Annotated in this window: 17 protein-coding genes; 10 read left to right on the forward strand and 7 right to left on the reverse strand. The window is 72.0% G+C overall.

Annotation, left to right across the window (positions count from 1 at the left end; translation table 11 throughout):
- Positions 1 to 8 precede the first annotated feature (8 nt).
- Positions 9 to 749, forward strand: a complete 741-nt coding sequence (locus StrepF001_RS12970; protein WP_129798355.1) for a hypothetical protein — start codon at positions 9 to 11, stop codon at positions 747 to 749.
- A gap of 33 nt (positions 750 to 782) precedes the next feature.
- A complete protein-coding gene (locus tag StrepF001_RS12975) occupies positions 783 to 2,162 on the forward strand; it encodes a hypothetical protein (protein ID WP_129798356.1) in 1,380 nt (459 codons plus the stop codon).
- 95 nt (positions 2,163 to 2,257) lie between these two features.
- Here the strand turns inward: StrepF001_RS12975 and StrepF001_RS12980 are convergent, their stop codons facing one another.
- From StrepF001_RS12980 to StrepF001_RS12990, 3 genes are all read right to left on the reverse strand, one after another.
- Complete coding sequence (locus StrepF001_RS12980) at positions 2,258 to 3,286, reverse strand: AAA family ATPase (RefSeq protein WP_129798357.1); 1,029 nt, start codon at positions 3,284 to 3,286, stop codon at positions 2,258 to 2,260.
- Positions 3,287 to 3,364: 78 nt separating this feature from the next.
- Positions 3,365 to 5,629: a Mu transposase C-terminal domain-containing protein gene (locus tag StrepF001_RS12985; RefSeq protein ID WP_129798358.1), complete on the reverse strand. Its 2,265-nt coding sequence runs from the start codon at positions 5,627 to 5,629 to the stop codon at positions 3,365 to 3,367.
- Entirely contained in the window at positions 5,629 to 6,348 is a 720-nt protein-coding gene (locus StrepF001_RS12990; RefSeq protein ID WP_165396247.1) for a TnsA-like heteromeric transposase endonuclease subunit, read from the reverse strand. Before StrepF001_RS12990 ends, StrepF001_RS12985 begins: the two co-directional genes overlap by 1 nt.
- 426 nt (positions 6,349 to 6,774) lie before the next feature.
- On the opposite strand from StrepF001_RS12990, the gene StrepF001_RS49495 reads away from it, so the two are divergent.
- Positions 6,775 to 8,937, forward strand: a complete 2,163-nt coding sequence (locus tag StrepF001_RS49495) for a helix-turn-helix domain-containing protein (protein WP_165396248.1) — start codon at positions 6,775 to 6,777, stop codon at positions 8,935 to 8,937.
- A 53-nt stretch (positions 8,938 to 8,990) separates the two neighbouring features.
- On the opposite strand, the gene StrepF001_RS13000 is transcribed toward StrepF001_RS49495, so the two are convergent.
- Together StrepF001_RS13000 and StrepF001_RS13005 are read right to left on the reverse strand one after the other, a co-directional pair.
- The gene (locus StrepF001_RS13000) at positions 8,991 to 10,043 is read right to left on the reverse strand and encodes a TniQ family protein (protein ID WP_129798361.1); all 1,053 of its coding nucleotides are present in this window, start codon (positions 10,041 to 10,043) and stop codon (positions 8,991 to 8,993) included.
- Between the two features lie 266 nt (positions 10,044 to 10,309).
- On the reverse strand, positions 10,310 to 10,720 hold the full coding sequence (locus StrepF001_RS13005; protein WP_129798362.1) for a hypothetical protein: 411 nt from the start codon (positions 10,718 to 10,720) through the stop codon (positions 10,310 to 10,312).
- Here StrepF001_RS13005 and StrepF001_RS13010 point away from each other — a divergent pair.
- The 6 genes from StrepF001_RS13010 (at position 10,710) to StrepF001_RS13035 (ending at position 15,490) form a co-directional block, all read left to right on the forward strand.
- Positions 10,710 to 11,402, forward strand: coding sequence for a hypothetical protein (locus StrepF001_RS13010; protein WP_129798363.1), 693 nt, complete (start codon positions 10,710 to 10,712; stop codon positions 11,400 to 11,402). The genes StrepF001_RS13005 and StrepF001_RS13010 overlap by 11 nt on opposite strands.
- A gap of 56 nt (positions 11,403 to 11,458) precedes the next feature.
- On the forward strand, positions 11,459 to 11,668 hold the full coding sequence (locus StrepF001_RS13015) for a hypothetical protein (RefSeq protein ID WP_129798364.1): 210 nt from the start codon (positions 11,459 to 11,461) through the stop codon (positions 11,666 to 11,668).
- A 98-nt stretch (positions 11,669 to 11,766) separates the two neighbouring features.
- A complete protein-coding gene (locus tag StrepF001_RS13020) occupies positions 11,767 to 12,369 on the forward strand; it encodes a helix-turn-helix domain-containing protein (RefSeq protein ID WP_240797454.1) in 603 nt (200 codons plus the stop codon).
- A gap of 27 nt (positions 12,370 to 12,396) precedes the next feature.
- Positions 12,397 to 14,421: a hypothetical protein gene (locus tag StrepF001_RS13025; RefSeq protein WP_240797455.1), complete on the forward strand. Its 2,025-nt coding sequence runs from the start codon at positions 12,397 to 12,399 to the stop codon at positions 14,419 to 14,421.
- A complete protein-coding gene (locus StrepF001_RS13030; RefSeq protein ID WP_129798365.1) occupies positions 14,421 to 15,137 on the forward strand; it encodes a helix-turn-helix domain containing protein in 717 nt (238 codons plus the stop codon). Before StrepF001_RS13025 ends, StrepF001_RS13030 begins: the two co-directional genes overlap by 1 nt.
- Positions 15,138 to 15,220: 83 nt before the next feature.
- Entirely contained in the window at positions 15,221 to 15,490 is a 270-nt protein-coding gene (locus StrepF001_RS13035) for a helix-turn-helix transcriptional regulator (RefSeq protein ID WP_129798366.1), read from the forward strand.
- A gap of 122 nt (positions 15,491 to 15,612) precedes the next feature.
- Here StrepF001_RS13035 and StrepF001_RS13040 read toward each other — a convergent pair whose 3' ends face one another.
- Positions 15,613 to 16,236 (reverse strand): hypothetical protein, encoded by a 624-nt coding sequence (locus tag StrepF001_RS13040; RefSeq protein WP_129798367.1) that lies wholly within the window; start codon positions 16,234 to 16,236, stop codon positions 15,613 to 15,615.
- A gap of 207 nt (positions 16,237 to 16,443) precedes the next feature.
- Positions 16,444 to 17,478 (reverse strand): hypothetical protein, encoded by a 1,035-nt coding sequence (locus StrepF001_RS13045; RefSeq protein ID WP_129798368.1) that lies wholly within the window; start codon positions 17,476 to 17,478, stop codon positions 16,444 to 16,446.
- Between the two features lie 176 nt (positions 17,479 to 17,654).
- On the opposite strand from StrepF001_RS13045, the gene StrepF001_RS13050 reads away from it, so the two are divergent.
- The gene (locus tag StrepF001_RS13050) at positions 17,655 to 17,918 is read left to right on the forward strand and encodes a helix-turn-helix transcriptional regulator (RefSeq protein ID WP_129798369.1); all 264 of its coding nucleotides are present in this window, start codon (positions 17,655 to 17,657) and stop codon (positions 17,916 to 17,918) included.
- Positions 17,919 to 18,259: the final 341 nt, after the last annotated feature.

The following is an 18,259-nucleotide window of genomic DNA, read 5'->3' on the forward strand; positions in this document are numbered from 1 at the left end:
GGGCATCCATGGGGCGTACGAAGAAGAACAAGCCGCGCCACAAGCTGCGCGGACTGCACGACGCCAGCCAGCGCCGCACCGCCAGGACGCGCGCGGCGCAGATCGCCTGGACGCCGCTGAAGCAGGCGTGCGGCTGCGTGGTCGACTGGGGATGGAGCAGCCAGACCGCCGACCCGATGACGTTCATGGAGTGGTGCCCCAGCCGTCTGACCGTGTCCTGCCCCTGGCACGCTGATCCCTTGGCCGGGGCCTCCGGCACCGATCTGCCCGATGAACTGGTCGTCCAGCCGCACGGCACCAGCGTGCTGCTGCACGCGCGCAAGGCCGCCGCCGACCGCCACGAGCTCGGTGGCGAACTCGCCACCCGCCTCGCCCATGTGCTGGAGACCGCCGGCCGGGGAGAGCAGGCACTCCTGGACGATGCGCCGGCCGGATTCCGCAGCTGGCTGATCGCCAACACCGCCGACCCCGCCCAGGCCTGGCTCGAGCACGAGCTGTGCGAGATCATCCTCAACCAGGGCCGCTGTGCCCTGCCGCGGGAACTGCTCGAGCACCTGCCCGAACAGCTCCTGACTCCTTCCTCCGAGAGCCTCCAGCCGGAGAGCGCGGCGTGCAACATCTGCTCCTTCTCCGCCGCCAACGGCGGCATCCTGTGCGCCTGCGGCCACGACTGGTCGTGCCACCCCGGCGAAGTACGGCAGGGCGAGCCGTGCTCGCACTGCGCCTGCACCAACATGCAGCACGTCTGAGTTCCCGCACGCGCCCCGCAAAGGACCAGCCCAGTGAACGCCCTTGTCCTGCCTGCCTCCTGTCCCCCCGCGGCCGACCCCGGCCCACCCCGCGCGGTGTCCGTGTGGGAGCTCCTCCACGAGGCCCTGCACGCGCCCGCACACCCCTGCCAGGGCGGCACCATGACCTACACCTCCAGCCTGCTGGGTGCCCCGGTGGCCCGCGACAGCCTCCTCGGCCTGGCCGACCTGCTGGCCGCCTCTGGCAGCGACCTCGAAGACAGGTGCCTGTGCCTGGAAGGCCACGGGAAGGAGGGCGCCGTCCTGGCCGAGACCACGCGGCGCGCCCGGCGCTTCCGGCTGGGCCAGGGCTACCGCACCGGGGTGTACCAGCTGTGCCAGCAGCCCGGATGCCGCCTCGAACTCGACCGGCACCGCACCCTGTGCGATGTGCATATGAAGGCCGCGGGTGTACCGGCCGTCGAGGAACAGACCCGCCTGGTCGCCCAGGGCCTGAAGGCGGACCGTGCGGACGCGGACGACGACGGCAGTGCGTCGATGCGGCAGCTGATGAAGGCCGCACTCGACGTCGGCATCCCGGCCGCAGCGCACGCCCGCTACTTCGCCGAGCGGCTCAACCTGCCCGACACCGACAGCGAGGACGACTGGGACTACGACGACTACGAGTTCGCGATCAGGGAGGATGAGGTGCGGCTGCTGCGCTACGGCGCAGGCCAGCCCCGACTGGAGCTGGCCCCGGCAGGCCGTGGCGCCGCCCGCCCGGTCGGTCCCCTTGATCCCCTGCAACTTCCCGGCTCCCCAGAGCACTTGAGGCTCGACTTCGCGTGCATGACCGACGGGCTGCCGCCCCATCTGCCCGACGACCTCCAGTACTGGCGGGTGCGTGTGCTCCACCGGGTGCAGGAGGCCGTCCCGCACCCGGAACACGACCTGGGGCAGATCGGTCGGCTGACCCTGGCAAGGACGGGCTGGCAGCAGGACCCCTCGCTGCTGCACGACATCGCTGATACGCACGTCGATGCCAGCGCTATCGCGAGGGCCGCCCAAGAGGCCGCCGACGACCCGGACAGCCCGATCCACCGGCTGGGCGTCGGCAAGCACGGTGACCTGCTGCTCCTGCTCAACGTGGAGTTGGACCCGGCGTGGCGGGGCTTCGGACTCGGCGCCCTCCTCACCCGCCAGGCACTGCACGTCCTCGGCCAGGGAAGCCGGCTGATCGCCACCGGCGTTGAGGACATGGACTCGCCGGCCGGCCACCTGGTGCGCACCGCAGGGTTCCATCCGGTCGGCCCCCGCCTGGCCGTGCTCGACCAGTCCAGCCAGGACCAGCAGGCGGTGCGGCTGCGGACGCTCCACCGCGACCTTGTGATTTCCCTGGCCAACCCGGAGCGCGACCGGTCGGCGCCCTTCTGATCCGCTGGTGAGCGCAGCGCCGGGCAGGCCGGATGGCCTGCCCGGCGGCGGCCGTTCGCGTACCGCAGCGAATGCGGGCGCAGTTCGGCGCTCAGTCACCAGGTCTGCAGCGGATCGTCGTCGAAGTGGCCCACCAGCTGGCTGTCGAGTAGTTCCTCGGTGATGGCCTCGATGCCGGTTTCGATGGCCTCCTGCGCGGCCTGGCAGATGAGGTAGGACAGCGGCTTCATGTAGCCGCCGGTACGGCGGTGCAGGTGGGCGGCGAGCTTGAGAAGGTCGCCGGGGCTGTGGTGGTGCAGGCGCAGGTCCTCGTCGAGGGCCTTGACGACCTGGTGGAACAGTTCGTAGTCGTCGGCGCTGTAGGGGATGGGATTGACCGCCAGGGTGGGGACGCCTCCTGCGCCGCCGTCCGGCGGTGCGGGCCGTTTGCCGCGCCTGGCCTCGTTGACGATCTCGCGGGAGCCGACCCCGCAGTAGACGAAGGAGACGTTGCATTCGGCGGCGAGGTAGCCGAAGTAGTCGAAGGCCGTCTTCAGTTCGGAGTTGTCCAGCCGGTCGATGCCGTCGACGAGGACCAGGCGGGTGCCGCGGGTCTTCATGACGTGGCAGACGGGGCCGGTCATGTCGGTGCTGCGCTGGCTGGTCTCGGGGTCTTTGGTGTGCTTGTGGCCCAGGAACTCGGCGAACGGGACCGACATGTCCAGCCTGCTGCTGGGGGCCAGCGGGGTGTTGATGTGAATGACCGGGATCCGTTTGGGGTCGGCGGGCAGCCGGTCGCGGATGATGCCCTCGTAGACGCGGCCGATCTGCCGCAGCACCGTGGTCATCCCGGTCTCGCCCGGCCCGTCGACGGCCAGGTGCAGCGGTCCCTCGCTGCGGGGACCGCCCACCAGCCACAGTCGCCGTGCGACGGCGACCGCCTTCTTCAGTGCCGGAGTCTGCACGGTACGCATGGTGGCGTGGTAGGGGATGCGTGGGTCGTCGAGCCCGAGGGGGTCTTCCGTTTGCGGGCAGGCTGCCAGATCGGGCGGGTCGATGACGCGATCGAGCTGGGCCAGCCAGCCCGAGTGGGTCGTCGGCGGCAGGAACCGGCCGGCGGTGTCAGGGGGTTTGGGGAAAGACATGACAGGCGTCCTTGGAGAACGGTGGCGGGCCGGCGCGGGGTGTCCGCGCCGGCCCCGCTCACCGGCGGGAAAGAAGAGCTAAGGCTGTTCGGCGGAGGCGGAGGCGGAGGCGGAGGCGGAGGCGGAGGCGGAGTCGTGGCCGCGGCCCTCGCCCGGCTGGGGTGCGCCCGACGGGCTGCCTGGCAGCGCGAGAGGCACGGCTGGCGCGCACAGCTGGCGCGGGTCGACGTCCATGACGGGCAGCCTGGGCACGCTGTGGTAGGCGGGGGCGGGGATGCCGCGATAGGGGTCCTGCACCGGCGCCGGGGAGACCTGCATGCCTCGCTCGACGGGGGCCAGCTCCGGCGCAGTGGTGCAGGAGGGGCCGCGGCCGGCGCACTCCAGCAGGGAGCGCACCAGCCGGGCGATGGCGGTCTCGTCGCGGGTGTGGCCGCCCTTCTCCAGGTGGGCGGCGGTGGCCTGGTCCCAGACGTGTTCGTTCCAGGCGTCGCCGATCAGCCGCTGGTAGACGAAGTCGGCTTCCGCCCAGGTGTTGTTGCGGTGGTCCTCGAGCCAGACCTTCTCCGGCTGGTGAGGGTGGTAGCGCACCGGCCATCGTTGGCCCTTGCCCGGCCAGCCGGAGCGGGCGTTGCGATAGCCGTTCAGGGCGCGGCTGTCGTAGGTGCGGTTGTTCAGGCGGATGCCCTTGTCGGTGACCTGCACCCAGGCGGTGGGCAGCAGCCGCAGCCGGTCCTCGGCGCTGAGGCGGAGGGGGACGTAGCCGCTGCTGGCGACGTGGGCGGCGAACACCTGGTTGGGGGTGCGCGGAGGCATGGACGGCAGGAACGGGTTGCGCAGTTCGCTGTGCGGGCGCTGCTGCCAGCCAAGGGCGATCCACTGCTGCAGGAAGTCGTTGATCTGGTCGATGCGCCACAGCCGCTCTTTGGTGACGTTCTTGCCGCGGTGGGTGAGGTCCTTGCCGGTGTAGCCGGGCAGGAACTGACTGAAGCCGGTTTTGAAGGAGCCGAAGGTCCGCTCGATGATCGCCTTGTGGGTGGGGGAGTTGGCGCAGGCCGGGCGCACGGAGATGCCGAGCCGGGCACAGGCGTCCATGAAGGCCCGCCCGGCGAACACCTTCCCGTTGTCCATGACGATCATCTCCGGGATGATCACCGGCCGGGCGGCCGCGCCCTCCATCCGCTCGTCGGCCTCCACCAGCTGCGCGTAGGGCAGATCGGAACCCTGCGCGGCCGCCTTGAGCGACCAGTGCGGGCGCATCGGCTGCGGGGTGCACATCTCGGCCAGCAGCAACAGGGCGTCCACGGCCTTGGTGGCCCGCCCGCCGTGACGGCGGGAGCTGGAACCGGTCTTGGTACCGCTGGACTTGGGCCGGATGACCGCGGCCAGGACCGACCGGCTGACCACGTCGATGGCCGCAGTCAACTCCAAGGACACGACGCGTCCGGTCTCGTCCAGGGCCAGCACGTCCAGCGAGGTGGTGTCGATCTGCACCTGCTCGCCCGGCGCCGTGGCCATGGCCAGCGTGAACGGCGGCTCGGGACGGTGGCTGCCGTCGCCGCGCCGGGCGGCGGCCTGCTTTCCGCAGACGATCCCGAGCCGGTCCAGCAGCCGGTAGAACGTCGCCCGGGACGGCATCAGCTTCTCCGCCTTCTTCTTGAACTTCCGCACGCATGCCCTCCTGAGCAGCTCAAACAGCCGTGACCTGGTCCCGATGGACTTCTTCTCGTGCCGCTTGTGCACCTTGCGCAGCAGCTTCACGACCTGTTCGTCGACGCGGCCGTGCCGGCTTGGGCCGCGCACCCGCCGCTTGTCGACCAGCCCCCACACGCCCTGCTCCAGCCAGGCCAGCCGCTTGCGTTCCACCGTGGCCGCCGACACCTGGTGATGCGCGGCGCGCAGTTCGGCGGCCTTGGTCGCATACCGGTCGCGCAAGGTGGTGCGCCCGGGGTCGTAGCAGGGGCGCGGAGCAGTGCCCGGGGCGGCGAATCCGGGCAGTCCCGTGTGCACTTCCAGCACATGGTCGAGCCAGAAGTCGACCTCCTTGCGGGCCTCCTTCGACAGCCCCTCCAACAGGTCCGCGCCGCCCAGGGGCCGGCGCTCGGACACCGACGGCGGGGCGGGGCCGTCGTCGGCGTCCGGCGTGTCCGGCCCGTCCAGCACGCGGAAGCCAGGGGAGCGGTGCAGCTCGTCCAGCAGCACGACGGCGTCCTCGCCGTCGGCCTTCCGGCTGAGCAGGTGCACTCTGCTGCCCTGCAGCGCCACCACCAGATACGTCTCGCCGCGCCAGCGCACGGCGCTGCCCACCGTCACGACCTCCGGCCTGGCCGGTGCGTGCACCGCCATCAGCGCACCCCCTGCGGCGACCACACCAGCGAGCGGGCCGGCACGAACGGGCTGCTCCAGTCGATGAGCAGCTCGCGCATCCAGACCAGATGCAACGCCCGGGCTACTGTGGCCAGTTCGGGCAGGGCACTGGCCTTGACTCCGTCGGTGAACGGGCGCGGGCTGGCGAACACCTGGTGCAGGACGCGCGCGGTGTCCGCATCCGCCAGTCGCGCATGCCGGTAGCGGGCCAGCCGCTGCCGATTCGCGGCTGCGGCCGTGTCATCCGCGCCCGGATGCACCCGCACGTCCCAGCCGGCCTGCTCGCCAGCCGCCTCCAGGAGCCTGGAGGCCTCCTCCCAGCCGCCCGCGGCCCGCTCCGATGTCCGGCACACCAGCAGCCGCGCCCGCCCGTCGGCCAGCCGGGCGAAGAAATCTGGCACGTACCCCTCCGCGCTGCCCGCCCAGGCCAGCCGTACCGGCCAGCTGGTGAACGACACCACCTGCGGATCGAACTCCAAGGACAGCGCCGCCTCCAGCGCGCCGAGGGTGGCGCAGCCCGTGAGCCGGGCCTGCCCCGCCGGCCGCCACCATGTGGCGATCGCCCGCCGACCCCGATACCGCATCGGTCTCCACACCTCGGCCCGCTCCTCCAGCCGCTCCTGACGTACCTGGCTCACGGGCTTTTCCAGCAGCCGCCCAGCGGGAGACAGGAACTGCGCCCACACCACCTCAGCCACGACACCACCTCTCACGACAGCGAAAGCACGGACGTCGCCCGTGTGATCGATCCGGGCGATGCCGATCACCGTGGCCGCCCGCTGCGCGCGAGGAAAGCGATCCAGGTCGAACACCCTCGAACGAGCGAGCGCGCGCCGCGCCCGCGCGCCGTTCGATCACACGGGCGAAGCGGCCGTTGTGCCAGGTGAACCAGCATTGAGGAGGCAGGCAAAAGGGGGCGCAGGACAACACTCGGTGCGCGCCCACTCGAACGGAGCAGATTTCCGGCCCACTTCCGCGGCATCTGTGCAGGTCGACGGCCAACGGAACGTTCTTGCGTGTGATGCATGAGCTTTGCGGATTCCTGCATGCTGCGCTGCCAAGCGCATCAGCCGACCGGCAGCGCCGCACCCAGAACCAAGCACCAGTGGGGGAGCCGATCCAACGTGGACGGACTGTTCGACTTCGACGCCATCCCAGAGCCAGGACCGCCACCCGGCGGCCTGCCCGTGCCGGCGCAACGGCGCGGACTGCGCCGTCAGTCCGGACTCTCCCAGCACCAGATCGCCGACGCCTGCGGCGTGAGCGAGGACACCGTCCGCGCATGGGAGCAGGGCAGCACCACGCCGCGCGGCGACACCGCGGCCATCTATGGCCACCTGCTGGCCGCCCTGGAGGCACGGCAGCAGGGCACTGCTGTGCCGGAGCCCCCGCCGGCCCAGACACCCGACTGGGCCGCGCTGGGCGTCCTCCGCCACGAGATCCCCACCCGGGCGGCAGCTCACGCCCGGGCTGGCCACAGCCCGGCGCCACACCCACACCTCCGGTCTCGCGCGGCCACCCCAGCACTGGCACCCGTGCCCTCACCTGACACCGACCGGGCCCTGACGCCCCCGCGCGCCTCCCGGACGGGCCCTGCACAGCCCGCGGCCGGCGGTCCCGCGCTGTCGGCACAGCGGCCGCTCGAGGCCTACTCCACGGTGCGGCTGGCCTATCCGCCGATCAAGGCCAGGGGCATGTCCGACGGCCCCCTGGCCGTCCTCGAGGCCGGCCCGTCGGGGCTGATCGCCCATCTCGCCGACGGCCGCACCCGGACGTGCCCCGCCGACGACCTGCACGGGCTGCTGGCCTGGGCCGTGAACACCCCGCTCGGCGCGGCCCCTGTGCGCCGCGAAGCCCTGCCGCCCGGCCCTCTGCTGGTGCTCACCTCCACCGCCCGAGCCCATTTGGCGCTGCCCGCCAGCCTGCCCGACCTGCCCGCACGGCATCCGCGCAGCGACCACCCGCTGCTGCAGCAGGCTCGCGCGATTGGCTGGCAGACCGACGCCGACGGCCTGGGTCCCTGGACGCGGCTGCATCCCAGCGTCGGTGATCCCGCCTGCGACAGCATCCACCTCGCCGTCACCGACTGGGGCGCCCTGCACCACGACGCCTGGAACCTGCCCGAACGGCTAGCCCCCGGCGAACTCGCCGCCGCCCTGGGCCAGTACACCGCGCTCGTGCGCACCCCGCTGGGCCCCCCGGGCGCCTGCGGCCATCAGCTCATGCGCGACGTGCGCCCGCCCGCCCACCGCCACACCGCCACCGGCGCCCTTCTGACCTTGGGGGGGCGGAGCCCTGACCAGGCCGGTCGACCCGGCCCCCTGCGAGGCCCCGCCCGGTCACCAACTGCCCTCCACCGCGCGGAGAAGGACGCCCTCGCCGACACCGACATCGACTGGTGGCGGCCTCCCGCCCCCGACGAAGCCGACCGCGCCTACGTCGTGTGCCTGGCGGTGAACCTGTTCCACCTCGCCGGCATCAGAGAGATCCAGGTCGCCGACGGGCCGGCCCACCACATCGACCGCCCGCCCTTCGACCGCAAGCGGCCCGGCAGTTGGCTCGTCGACCTCTCCGCCGTCCCCTCGCACCCGATGCTGCCCCCGGCCTTCGCCGGCACCGGCCCCGCCTGGCACACCACACCGGCCGTCGCCTACGCCACGCTGCGCGTGGGCGCAGCACAGCTACCACCACCCGCCGAGGGCTGGCTGCGCCCCGGCCCGACCAGCCCTTACCTGGCCCCCTGGTACGACCACCTGCGCCTGGCCCGCCTGGCCGTCCTGGAACGCCTCGGCATCACCGCCACCATGGGCACCCCCGACCTCCTGGCCGCCGTGGCCGACCTGCCCCAGGCCGACCCCCTGCAACGGGCCCTGCTGCACGCCGTGCACGCCACCGGCGAGGACGCCCTGGCCGCTCTGGCCCAGGCGCCCGCCCGGCCCGACCAGGCCGCGCTGACCGCGTGGCCCACCCCGAAGCAGCCCACTTGGCGTCCCGACCTGCGCGCCGCAGCCGTCGCCAACGCCCGCGCTAACCTCCACCGCAAGCTCGCCCGCACCTCCCGCAGCGGCTACTGGCCCCTCGCGGTCGTCGGCGGCCACATCGTGTATGCCACCCGCACCCCGCACCTGACCGAGATCACCGACACCCCTGGCAGCGACTTCAGGATCGGCATCTCGCCCGGCCACGTCCTTCCCGTCGCGGTGCGCCCGCTGCACTGGTACACGGCCCGCTGCGCCGAGGGCACGAACCCCGCCCAGCTGCTGAAGGACACCTGCCCGTCATGGTGAATGCCCAGCCCGCCCGCGGCGTTTGCTGCCCGCCCCGGGCGGTCTCCTCCTTTTCACTCCGCGGCGGTCACCGGCCGGCCCATCCGCCAGTCAAGGCACGAGGCGTCCTCCAGCGCCCCTCGTTCCGGCAGGCCGTGATGCGGGTCCATCACCGGCAGGTGCCCCGTCCGGTAGCCGGGCGGCGGCGCCGGCTGGGTCAGCCGGTCCACCACCGGTGCGGTGATGCGATGCTGCAGCGTCCACTGGCGCAGCATCCGGTAGCCGCCGTGCTCCATCGGGCCGGGCATGCCCAGCCGCTCGCCCACGAAGGTGATCCAGCGTTTCGAGACCCAGCCCGGTGGACCGCCTGCGAACTCCCGGCCCCAGTGCCGCTGCCGCTCGTACACGGCCATGGCCTCGGCGACGATGACGGCCTCCGGATAGACGACCAGCGGCACCGCCCACCGCTGCCGCCCCGTGCTCAGCACAGCCTCCCGGCCGGCCCAGAGCGTTTCCGAGCCCATCTGACGGCCCTGCCACCAAGCCGCGGCCACCTGCAGCGCATCGGCCAGCAGCGCCCGCGCGTACGGTCCCACCCGCTGCTGCAGCCGCACCCGACGCCGATGCGCTCGCACCACCTCCTCAAGCCCGGCCAGAGAGACCTGGGCGGGGCCGCCGCCGGCAGAGCTGCGCAGCCACCGGCCGTGGCGCACGCACACGTGCCACGGATCGCCGCCGGCCAGCACCACCGGGGTCACGAGGTCATCGTGCCGGGTCAGGCACGCCGCGCACGGCTCGAGCGGCGTCCACTGCCCGGGCCAGGGCTCCACCCGCACCGACGGGCGGCGGCCGCCACCGGCGTCGGCGGCCAGCGTGGGCAGAGCGCGGCACAGTTCCTCCGGCGTGCGCCAGGCCATCACCGCCAGCCGCGCGGCGGCCTGTTCACCAAGGAACACCTCCTGCGCCCACGGATCCAGCTCCCCGGGCGGCCGGTGTGCTCCCGCCTCCCGCAGCACCTCCTGCACGGGCAGCTCGTTGAGGTGGGCCAGCCGCCGGACGAAGGAGGCCGCCGCCTCACCCGGCACCGGCTCCACCCCCACCAGTTTCGGCACCGCCTCCGTGTCCATGCCCGCCTCCCGCGTCCCCAGCCCGGGGCCCCGCCTGGCCCCTTCACTGCGGACAACGACCAGCCCCGGTCCCGGTAACCCCCGGTAGGAGACCACCCCCACCGTGCCGCTGCTGAACACCTCCGTCGCCCACGCGCTCGACCTCGCCGACGCCCGGCACTGGACACGACAACCCCCCAAGCGCCCTGCCACACGCCTGCGCCACCTGCTGCGCCAGAGCAGCCCCGGCGTTCTGGCGCCGCGTCTGTTCGCCTATCCCCACGCCCTCACCCGGTGGGCCGAGGGCGACACCCACCCTCATCGAGCGCGAGATCTACCGCACCTGGCAGCCGGATGTCCGCCGCCGTGCGCATCAGCAGATCCTCGACCACGGCGGCTGCGTCACCGCCCAACTCCACGCTCGTTTCGCCTACACCACCCTCAGCGGCGAATTCCACGACCCCCGTCTGCTGCGTGTCATCGAGGACCTGCCCGCCCACCACGCCCGCCACCTCTTCGACGCCCGCCACCGCGATGCCGAAGAAGACGAACTGCGCCACATCCTCGCCGACGGCATCGGCGAGGCCTACTTCTTCCGCGCCCTGCCCGCCGACCAGCAGCAGGCCGCCGTGACCATCAGCGACCTGCACTTCATCCAGTTCCACTACTGAGTCAAGGAGCCCGCCTATGACCGTCATCTACGCCTTCCAAGACCGCAGCGGCAACTGGCACGGCGACCCCGACGCTCCCCTGATCGATCCCGCCGACGAGCCCGGCCGCGGAATCCTCACCTACCAGCCCGTGCCCGGAACCCCCGAAGCAACCAGCCCCTTCGCCGGACAGCGGCTCACCGTCCTGTACGGCGTTACCGACCTGGAGGCAGGCCCCGTCACCTACCAACTCGACACCGGCGGCCGTTTCCAGGCCACCTGGCACATCCACACCCTCCTTGCCTCTCCGATGGGCACCGCCCCCCTGCCCGCACCGCCTGCCACGCCGCCCGACCCCCTGCCGGCGCCCTGCCTGGAGTCCGCCTTCACCGAAGGCGGCCGCCGCTATGTCCTGACCGGCACCCGCTGCGGCAACGGACAGCTCACCCTGGAACTCACCATCAGCGGCGAGCGGGGAGAGGTCCAAGGAGAACTCTGCGGCACCGCCACCGCGGACGACCTCGCGCCCCTGGCCCGCCTCCTGGACGCCGCCTCCCGCACCCTCATCACCCCCGCCGCCATCCCGCCGCCCCGCCAGGGCGGGTGGGCACCCTTCGACAGCGCCCGGCTCGCCGCCCGCTTCCGCCAGGAACGCGACTTCGGCATCCTCGCCGCGGAGTTCGGCTGTCCCCGCGTGCCATCTACGAAGAACTCACACGCCAGGGACTGATCCGGACGCCCGGATCCGACCGCACCGCCCCCGCCAGCCGGCCCCTCTCCGACGCCATGCAGCAACGACGCCAGACCCACCCCAACTCCCACACCCGCTGGAACGACGAAGAGGAGCGGCAACTGGCCCGGCGCTGCGCCGAGGGAGTGCTGACCCCCGAACTCAGCACCGAGTTCGGCCGCAGTGAACAGGCCATCGACGCCCGGCTGCTGAAGATCGGAGCAGTCGGTCCCGCCGCGGACCAAGCCCGCCTCAACGCCCTCTGACACTTGCAAGCCTGATCAGATATCTGATCAGGCTTGCAATGCGGGGTGGATGCCGCTAGCGTCCTGTTGCGGCACCACACACAGGCGGGGAGGCGGACATGGCCGTGCTGCTGACCACGGGGCAGGCCGCCGCCGAACTGGACTGCGCCATCACCACCCTGCGCCGCCTCATCCGCGCCGACGTCCTGCCCGGCCTCTCCCACCGTGGCGTCCGCGTCATGATCCCTCTCGACGTCGTCCAGGCCCTCCAGCAGCGCCCGCACGCCCCGCTGCACCGCCTCGACGCCCAGGAGATCGCCGTCCTGCGCGTCGACGCGGCACGCCGCGTCGACGAAAACGACCGCACCTGGATCGGCTACGCCCCCCACCTCGGTGCCGGCCATCTCCTCAAGAGCCTGCACGGGTGGTGGCGCTGCGATCCCGCCAGCATCGCCGCCGCCGGACTGTTGCCCGTCACCCTGTCCGGCTACGTCGTCGCCGTCCTGACCGGCCTGGACACCTGGCAGTGCAACGACCAGGGCCGCTACGCCTTCCCCGACGCCCGCCTGGCTGGCTACATCACCGACCTCGCCGCCCCCGCGATGGAACTGACCTCCGCCCGACACGACGACCGCGCCCTGGCCGCCTTGCTGCTCGGCACCCGCCTGCACTCCCACTCCGGCGGCGCGATCGCCTACGTCACCCCCGACACCGCCGGCTGACCGAGCACCCGCGAGGAATCACGATGGATGCACAGACCTACACCGAAGGCCTCGCTGAGCTGCGCGCGCTGCGCGACGACATCAAAAAGACCGCGGCCGCCCTGGCTCGCCTGGAAGCGCAACGGGACAAGACCGTCACCGCCCTGGCCGCCCACGACAAGGCCAAGGCCGAGCGGATCGCGCCCGCGGCCGGGCTCAGCATCGCCGACGTCGTCACCCTGGCCCCCCAACTCGCCCCCCGGGACATGGACATCACCACCCCCACCCGCCCGCCCGGGCTCCGCCGAACCGGCACAGTCGGCTGTCCAGCCGGATGCCCCCCCAGCCTCCGCACCGCTGCAGCTGACCGGCCCCGCTACGCCCCGCGAACTGCCCGCCCTGCCCCAGGACACCGACACCGACCGCTGGTTCACCCCCACCTCGGGCCTGGCCTCCCAGTACCCCAACTTCATCCAGCAGCCCCACCCCGCCGTCTTCCTGGACGCCGCCACCGGCATCCTCGTCCATCGCGACCACACCGTCCGCCTCGACCTGGGCGACCGGTCGGCCGCAGCCATCCTGACCGCCGTCTTCCACGCCGTCCCCGACACCATTCAGCGCATCTACATCACCGCCGGGGCTCCCTGGCACCGCGACGCCGACCGCTATCCCTACCTCCGGGATGCCGTCGCCGCCTGGCTGAACGCGCCCACCCCCGGCTGGCGCGTCGACACCGGCCGCGGCCGTGACCGGATGGCCGGACACTTCGTCCACGCCCGCAACCCCGTCGCCCGCTACCAGCGCACCAACGGCGACCACCACGTCGAAATCCGCAGCGCGGGGGAGTGGTTCGACCTCGACGAGGCCGACCATCCCGGCATCGTCCGCGACGCCTTCCGCCTGCTGTGGGAGGAACTGCGCCGCCACTTCCCCGACGCCGTCATCCTCGGCTCGCCCTCCCAGACCGGCCGGGACCTGTGGACCCGCACCATCCCGCGCCGGGGCAAACACGCCGACGGCTTCCCCGTCCTGTCCGAGGAACTGCGCGGCCTGCTGCACGCCACCGCAGGACAGGGCCGCAACGAACTCCTCACCCCGCCCCGCGTCCCTGAGCAACTGCCCGCGCTCATCGAATACGACCGCACCTTCGCTTACGCCAAACACACCTGGAAATCCCCCGTCGGCGCCCCCCGCCGCGTCACCGGCAAGACCTTCGCCTCCTGGTCGGCCAAAGAACAGCACGACGCCCTCTACGGCTGCAGCCACTGGCACATCCGCGTCACCGTCCCCAACGGCTGGAACCACGTCGGCCTGCTGCCCGCCCCCGCCCCCGGCGAGCGTGCCTGGCACTACCCGGCCAAGCCCGGTACCACCTTCACCACCTGGGCCGGCGGACCCGAAGTCCACACCGCCCTGACCAACCCCCTGACGCCGTGGAAGGTAGAGATCCTCGACGGCATCCTGTGGGAGGCGGGCAAACCCCTCGACGAATGGTCCAAGAAGCTCAAGGAGACCTGGACCAACCTCTCCGCCCAGGCCCACTTCCAGGGCGATGCCCAGCAGGCCCGGGCCGCCCACCTCGCCTCCCGCGCGGTGCGCTCCATCCTGCTCTACGGCATCGGCTCCTTTGCCCAGCGCCCCCGCATGGTCACCGGCACCACCCCCCGCAGCATGGAACGCGACGTACCCCCGGACGCCGAAATCGTCGGCTTCGACGACGAACTGATCACCTGGCAGAGGCCCACCGGCTTCGCCCGCGACCCCAACGCCCACCCCGAATGGGCCGCCGCGATCTGGTCCTCCGCCCGCGCCGCCCTGCTCACCCAGTACCACCGCGACGACGACACCTACGCCGGAGCCCTGCACGCACCCCCCGGCACCGTCGTTGCCTTCCGCACCGACGCCGTCTACCTCACCCAGCCCCAGAACTGGCCCTACCGCCACCGTCCCGGCGACTACCTCCTCAAGGGCCACCTCCCCGGCCCCGTCAACGCCCCCACCAGCGAGGAAGAGCTCCTCACCCTGCGCGACACCGGCCGCCAGAACCTCAACAGCACACCAGAAGAGGCCTGATGCCGCCCCGTCGCCGCCAGCCAGCCCCCCCGGCCGCACGCAACGAAGCCGCCCAACTCGCCGACCGACTCCAGCAAGCCGGCTACACCAAACGCGACATCGCCCGCATCATCGACCGCGACCCCTCCCTGGTCTCGCAGTTCTACACCAAGAACAAAGGCGCGGCCTTCGTCACCGCCCTGCGCGAAGTCCTCACCGCCGTTGAGACCGGTGGCATCACCGACCTGCCCGAACTCGCCGCCATCGCCGCCCGCCACACCCAGCGGCGCACGACCGCCTCCGGCGCCCGCGCCCGGGTGCGCGGCAAAGCCGTCCTGATCACTCCGACCGGTTCCGGCACCGGCCGCGTCGGCGCCCAGGCGATCGCCTCCGGCTCCGCCCGCCTGCGCCCCCTGATTGCCGAAGCCGCCCGCCGCGGCTTGCGCCTGGCTTTCACCGTCCGCCTGGCCAAGACCGCCTACGTGCATCCCTCCGGCAGCCGCACCGATTCCCCCGGCATCCGCCGCGACGTCATCCAGCGCGCCGACCACACCGAAGAACGCTCCTACGGCTCCGCCCAGACCGGCGGCTTCGACGCCGCCGACTTCGCCCGCCGCGTCAACGCCGCCGGCGGCGACGTCACCGCAGCCGTGCACCGATGGCTGGTGGAGACCGGACGCATCCACTCGGACGCTCACATCCTCCACCTCGAAATCCGCACCTGGCGCCCGCGCTGACCGCCCCGCCCCAGCACACCAACAACCACCTGACACACCGTCGGGCAGACGTACCGGCGACGGACAGCGGTAAGTTGAACACCATGGTGCTGTCGTCGGGGGAACGCGTGAGGGCCGCGGTCGCCGCCCTCATGCAGTTGACGGGGGAGACACAGGCCGATCTCGCTGCGGCGCTGGGAGTCAGCCAGGCCCAGGTCAGCCGCCGCCAAGCCGGCACCGCGGCATGGCCCCTGGACGACTGCGACCGTGTGGCAGCCCACTACGCCATTGACGTACTTGACCTCCTGGCTGGCCCCACCCGCGCGTGCGAAGACCTGCCGCCGACGCGCCGACGCACCCCTCAGCGTCAGTAGCCGCACCCAACTGCGATCACCAGCCTGAAGTACTGGGCGGCTGAACGGGCCGCCATGGGTGTCATTGAGTCGGTGCGGCTGGACCTGGCGTGGTTCAACGGGGTCGGGCTCGCGTGTGGTTGTCAGGCGGAGGGCTGTGCTGCCGGTTCGTCCTGCGGGGTGGGCTCGGCTGCCTCCGGGGCGGTGTAGAAGACGGACCGGCCTTGCTTGGTGCGCTGGGCCTGATTCTTGGCCACGAGTCCTTCGAGCGTGAGGCGCACGATCTTGGTCTTGATCTCACGCTCGGGATGCTGCTGTTCCAGGACGGTGGTGATCTCGGCGGCGGAGCGGGGCTCGTGCTGGCCGGCCAGGTGTTCGCGGACGAGCTCGACGAGCTTGGGCTGGGACGACTGTGCGGTGGGTGAGGCAGCGGCGCTCTTCTTGCCGTTTCGCTTCTGCGCCCCGGCGGACCTGCTGGCCCGCGTCTGCTTGCCCGCACCCGGTGCGGCCGCAGTCTTCCTCTTACGGGGAGCGGGCACTGCCGCGGCCTCGGGGGCAGGCTGGGCGGGGGCTGCGGGGATGCCGAGAGCCTGCTGGATGTTCACCAGGACGGTGTGGTCCTGCTGCAGGGAAGCCAACTGCGCCTGCAGTGCCTCGATTTCACCGCGGACCCGTTCCTGTTCCTTGAGGTTGCGCTCAAGGTCGCCGGTCACCTGTGTGCTGTACTGCGAGGTCAACTCGGTGGTGGCGACAGTGGTTTCGGACATGGTGCTCACAGCCTTTCCCGGGTGCCACGGTCGGCGGATAGCAGGCTGCGGCGTGTGCGGAATGTCATGCGTGTGCTGTTCAGCCTGGTGACGTGTGAGCAGTAGCGGTTACTGCCGCACAGCTGCGTCGTAGCGATAGTACGGAAGACATGCGCGTTGTTCTCTCCTGCATGGCCGAAATCCAACAGATGCGAAGCCCGGCCGTGGTCAGCGAGCAGACTTGCGTGGAGCACCGGGGGCGCCGCGCGGAGGCGAAGCCGGCTGCCAGCGCACCTCATCGGTGTCCCGCTGGTGGTGCCACGCTGACAGGATGCGCCTGGCCACCAGCCGGTCGAGAAGCTCACCGGTCTGCTGGGGCGAGTGCCCGCACAAGCGGGCAATGGTGGCCAGGTCAGGGACGGGACCGGCGGGGGTGGTGTATGCCGCCAGCACCAGGGCAGCCAGCCGTTCCGCGGGTGCTGCCGCCGCCATCGCGGCAAACGGGCTGGGCCGCAGCGCCCAGTGGGCAGCGCGCCTGCGGGCACTGGGACTTGGGGCCTGGTCCAGCACCGCGTCGTCGAGCAGTCGCACCCGCAGGCCCGCTGCCCGGGGATGGGGCAGGTCAAGCCAGCCGCCTTGTGCGAGTTCCTGCCACACCTCCGGGCGCCGGTGCAGACGCATGCCGCGCAGCAGCCCGGCAGGCAGCCGGGCGAAGCCGTGACTGCTGGCGCGCAGGACGCACTGCAGGGCGAGCAGCCGGGCGGCCGGGGAGGTGACGCAGGGCAACGCGGAGGCGAGGTAGGTGAGCATCTCCCGGACCCGCTGCCTGTGCTCGCAGTCTGTCTGCGGCCGGCGGGCACGGGCGTATGTGTCTTCTGGGTGGGGGCTGCACAGGGTGTCCGGCACGACGGCGGTGTGGCTGGTGGCCGCCGTGCAGGCCGCGCAGGTGTCGGCCAGCCGCCAGGTGCGGCCGCTGCGGTCCCGGGTGAGGGCGAGCAGGACGGGCCCGGCGCAGCCGCGGTGCCGTGGGTGCCAACGGCAGCCGCGCTCCCGGCACTGGCAGGTGCGCAGGTGCGACGGCAGTGTGTCGGCGCGGGCATGGTGGGCCAGATGGGCCAGGGCAGCCGAGCGCGCGGAGGAAGCGTGCAGGGATGACGTCCTGGCAGTGCAGTGGGGACACAGGAGAGAGGGCCCGCCTGCCTGCGGTCGTAGTTCCACTGTCCAGATGCGCCGTACGTGGGTATGCGCGCCGGCAAGCCTCATCGGCTGGTTGTCCTCCCGTCGGTCCGTGCGGCGATGCCGGTATCCCCGGCAGCAGGGGGCCAGGAACCCCTGAAACCGTAGTGCGGGCCCCTGCACCGCGAACGTCACTCCCGCTCCGACGGAAAGTGCAGAAACTCGCACTGACGGGGCAGGGTACTGCACCGTCGGATGGTGGAGTGACGATCTTGCCGCCCGACCCCGACCTCTCTGGGATGCGCGTCGTGCTCGCGCGCTTGCGGGCCGAGCGAGGCTGGACCTTCGACGAACTCGCCGAACGCAGCGGCCTGGCCCGGCGCACCCTTATCGACCTCGAGCACGGCCGCACCAGCGGAAGTGTCACCACCTGGCACGCTCTCGCCCACACCTTCGACGTGCCCATCGAACACTTGCTGGGCGCCCTGTGCGACGACCACACCCTGCCCGGCACGCCCGGCTCCTGACCCTCCGTTCCCGAGGGGCGCGCCCGGTTCTAAATCACCCGAACCGACGAGCAGGCGTCAAACACCCGAGCGTTCATTGGTCTGCTTGTTCGAGACTGTTGGGCCGGCCGTGGGACATACCCCTCGACACGCAGTTCGCCCCGCATGTCGTCTGGCACGGTCCCCGCCATGCGCCCCACGCCCTTGCCGGGCTGCCACTGGGACGGCAGCCCACGCGTCGCCCACCGCCCACGTCCCGTGCGGGTGGCCCCCACCAGCCCCAGCCGACTTCTGCGCGCCGGCCACAGCACCCGCTGCCGCAACTGCGGCCACCGCATCGACCCTGTCTCTTATACACATCT

The organism is Streptomyces sp. F001 (assembly GCF_004187715.1).
GTDB classification, from domain to species: Bacteria; Actinomycetota; Actinomycetes; order Streptomycetales; family Streptomycetaceae; genus Streptomyces; species Streptomyces flavusporus.

Coding starts and splice junctions, on each gene's coding strand:
- StrepF001_RS12970 (WP_129798355.1), top strand. CDS start 9: ATGGGGCGTACGAAGAAGAACAAGCCGCGCCACAAGCTGCGCGGACTG.
- StrepF001_RS12980 (WP_129798357.1), bottom strand. CDS start 3,286: ATGTCTTTCCCCAAACCCCCTGACACCGCCGGCCGGTTCCTGCCGCCG.
- StrepF001_RS12985 (WP_129798358.1), bottom strand. CDS start 5,629: ATGGCGGTGCACGCACCGGCCAGGCCGGAGGTCGTGACGGTGGGCAGC.
- StrepF001_RS13000 (WP_129798361.1), bottom strand. CDS start 10,043: ATGGACACGGAGGCGGTGCCGAAACTGGTGGGGGTGGAGCCGGTGCCG.
- StrepF001_RS13010 (WP_129798363.1), top strand. CDS start 10,710: ATGACCGTCATCTACGCCTTCCAAGACCGCAGCGGCAACTGGCACGGC.
- StrepF001_RS13005 (WP_129798362.1), bottom strand. CDS start 10,720: ATGACGGTCATAGGCGGGCTCCTTGACTCAGTAGTGGAACTGGATGAA.
- StrepF001_RS13015 (WP_129798364.1), top strand. CDS start 11,459: ATGCAGCAACGACGCCAGACCCACCCCAACTCCCACACCCGCTGGAAC.
- StrepF001_RS13020 (WP_240797454.1), top strand. CDS start 11,767: ATGGCCGTGCTGCTGACCACGGGGCAGGCCGCCGCCGAACTGGACTGC.
- StrepF001_RS13025 (WP_240797455.1), top strand. CDS start 12,397: ATGCACAGACCTACACCGAAGGCCTCGCTGAGCTGCGCGCGCTGCGCG.
- StrepF001_RS13030 (WP_129798365.1), top strand. CDS start 14,421: ATGCCGCCCCGTCGCCGCCAGCCAGCCCCCCCGGCCGCACGCAACGAA.
- StrepF001_RS13035 (WP_129798366.1), top strand. CDS start 15,221: ATGGTGCTGTCGTCGGGGGAACGCGTGAGGGCCGCGGTCGCCGCCCTC.
- StrepF001_RS13040 (WP_129798367.1), bottom strand. CDS start 16,236: ATGTCCGAAACCACTGTCGCCACCACCGAGTTGACCTCGCAGTACAGC.
- StrepF001_RS13045 (WP_129798368.1), bottom strand. CDS start 17,478: ATGAGGCTTGCCGGCGCGCATACCCACGTACGGCGCATCTGGACAGTG.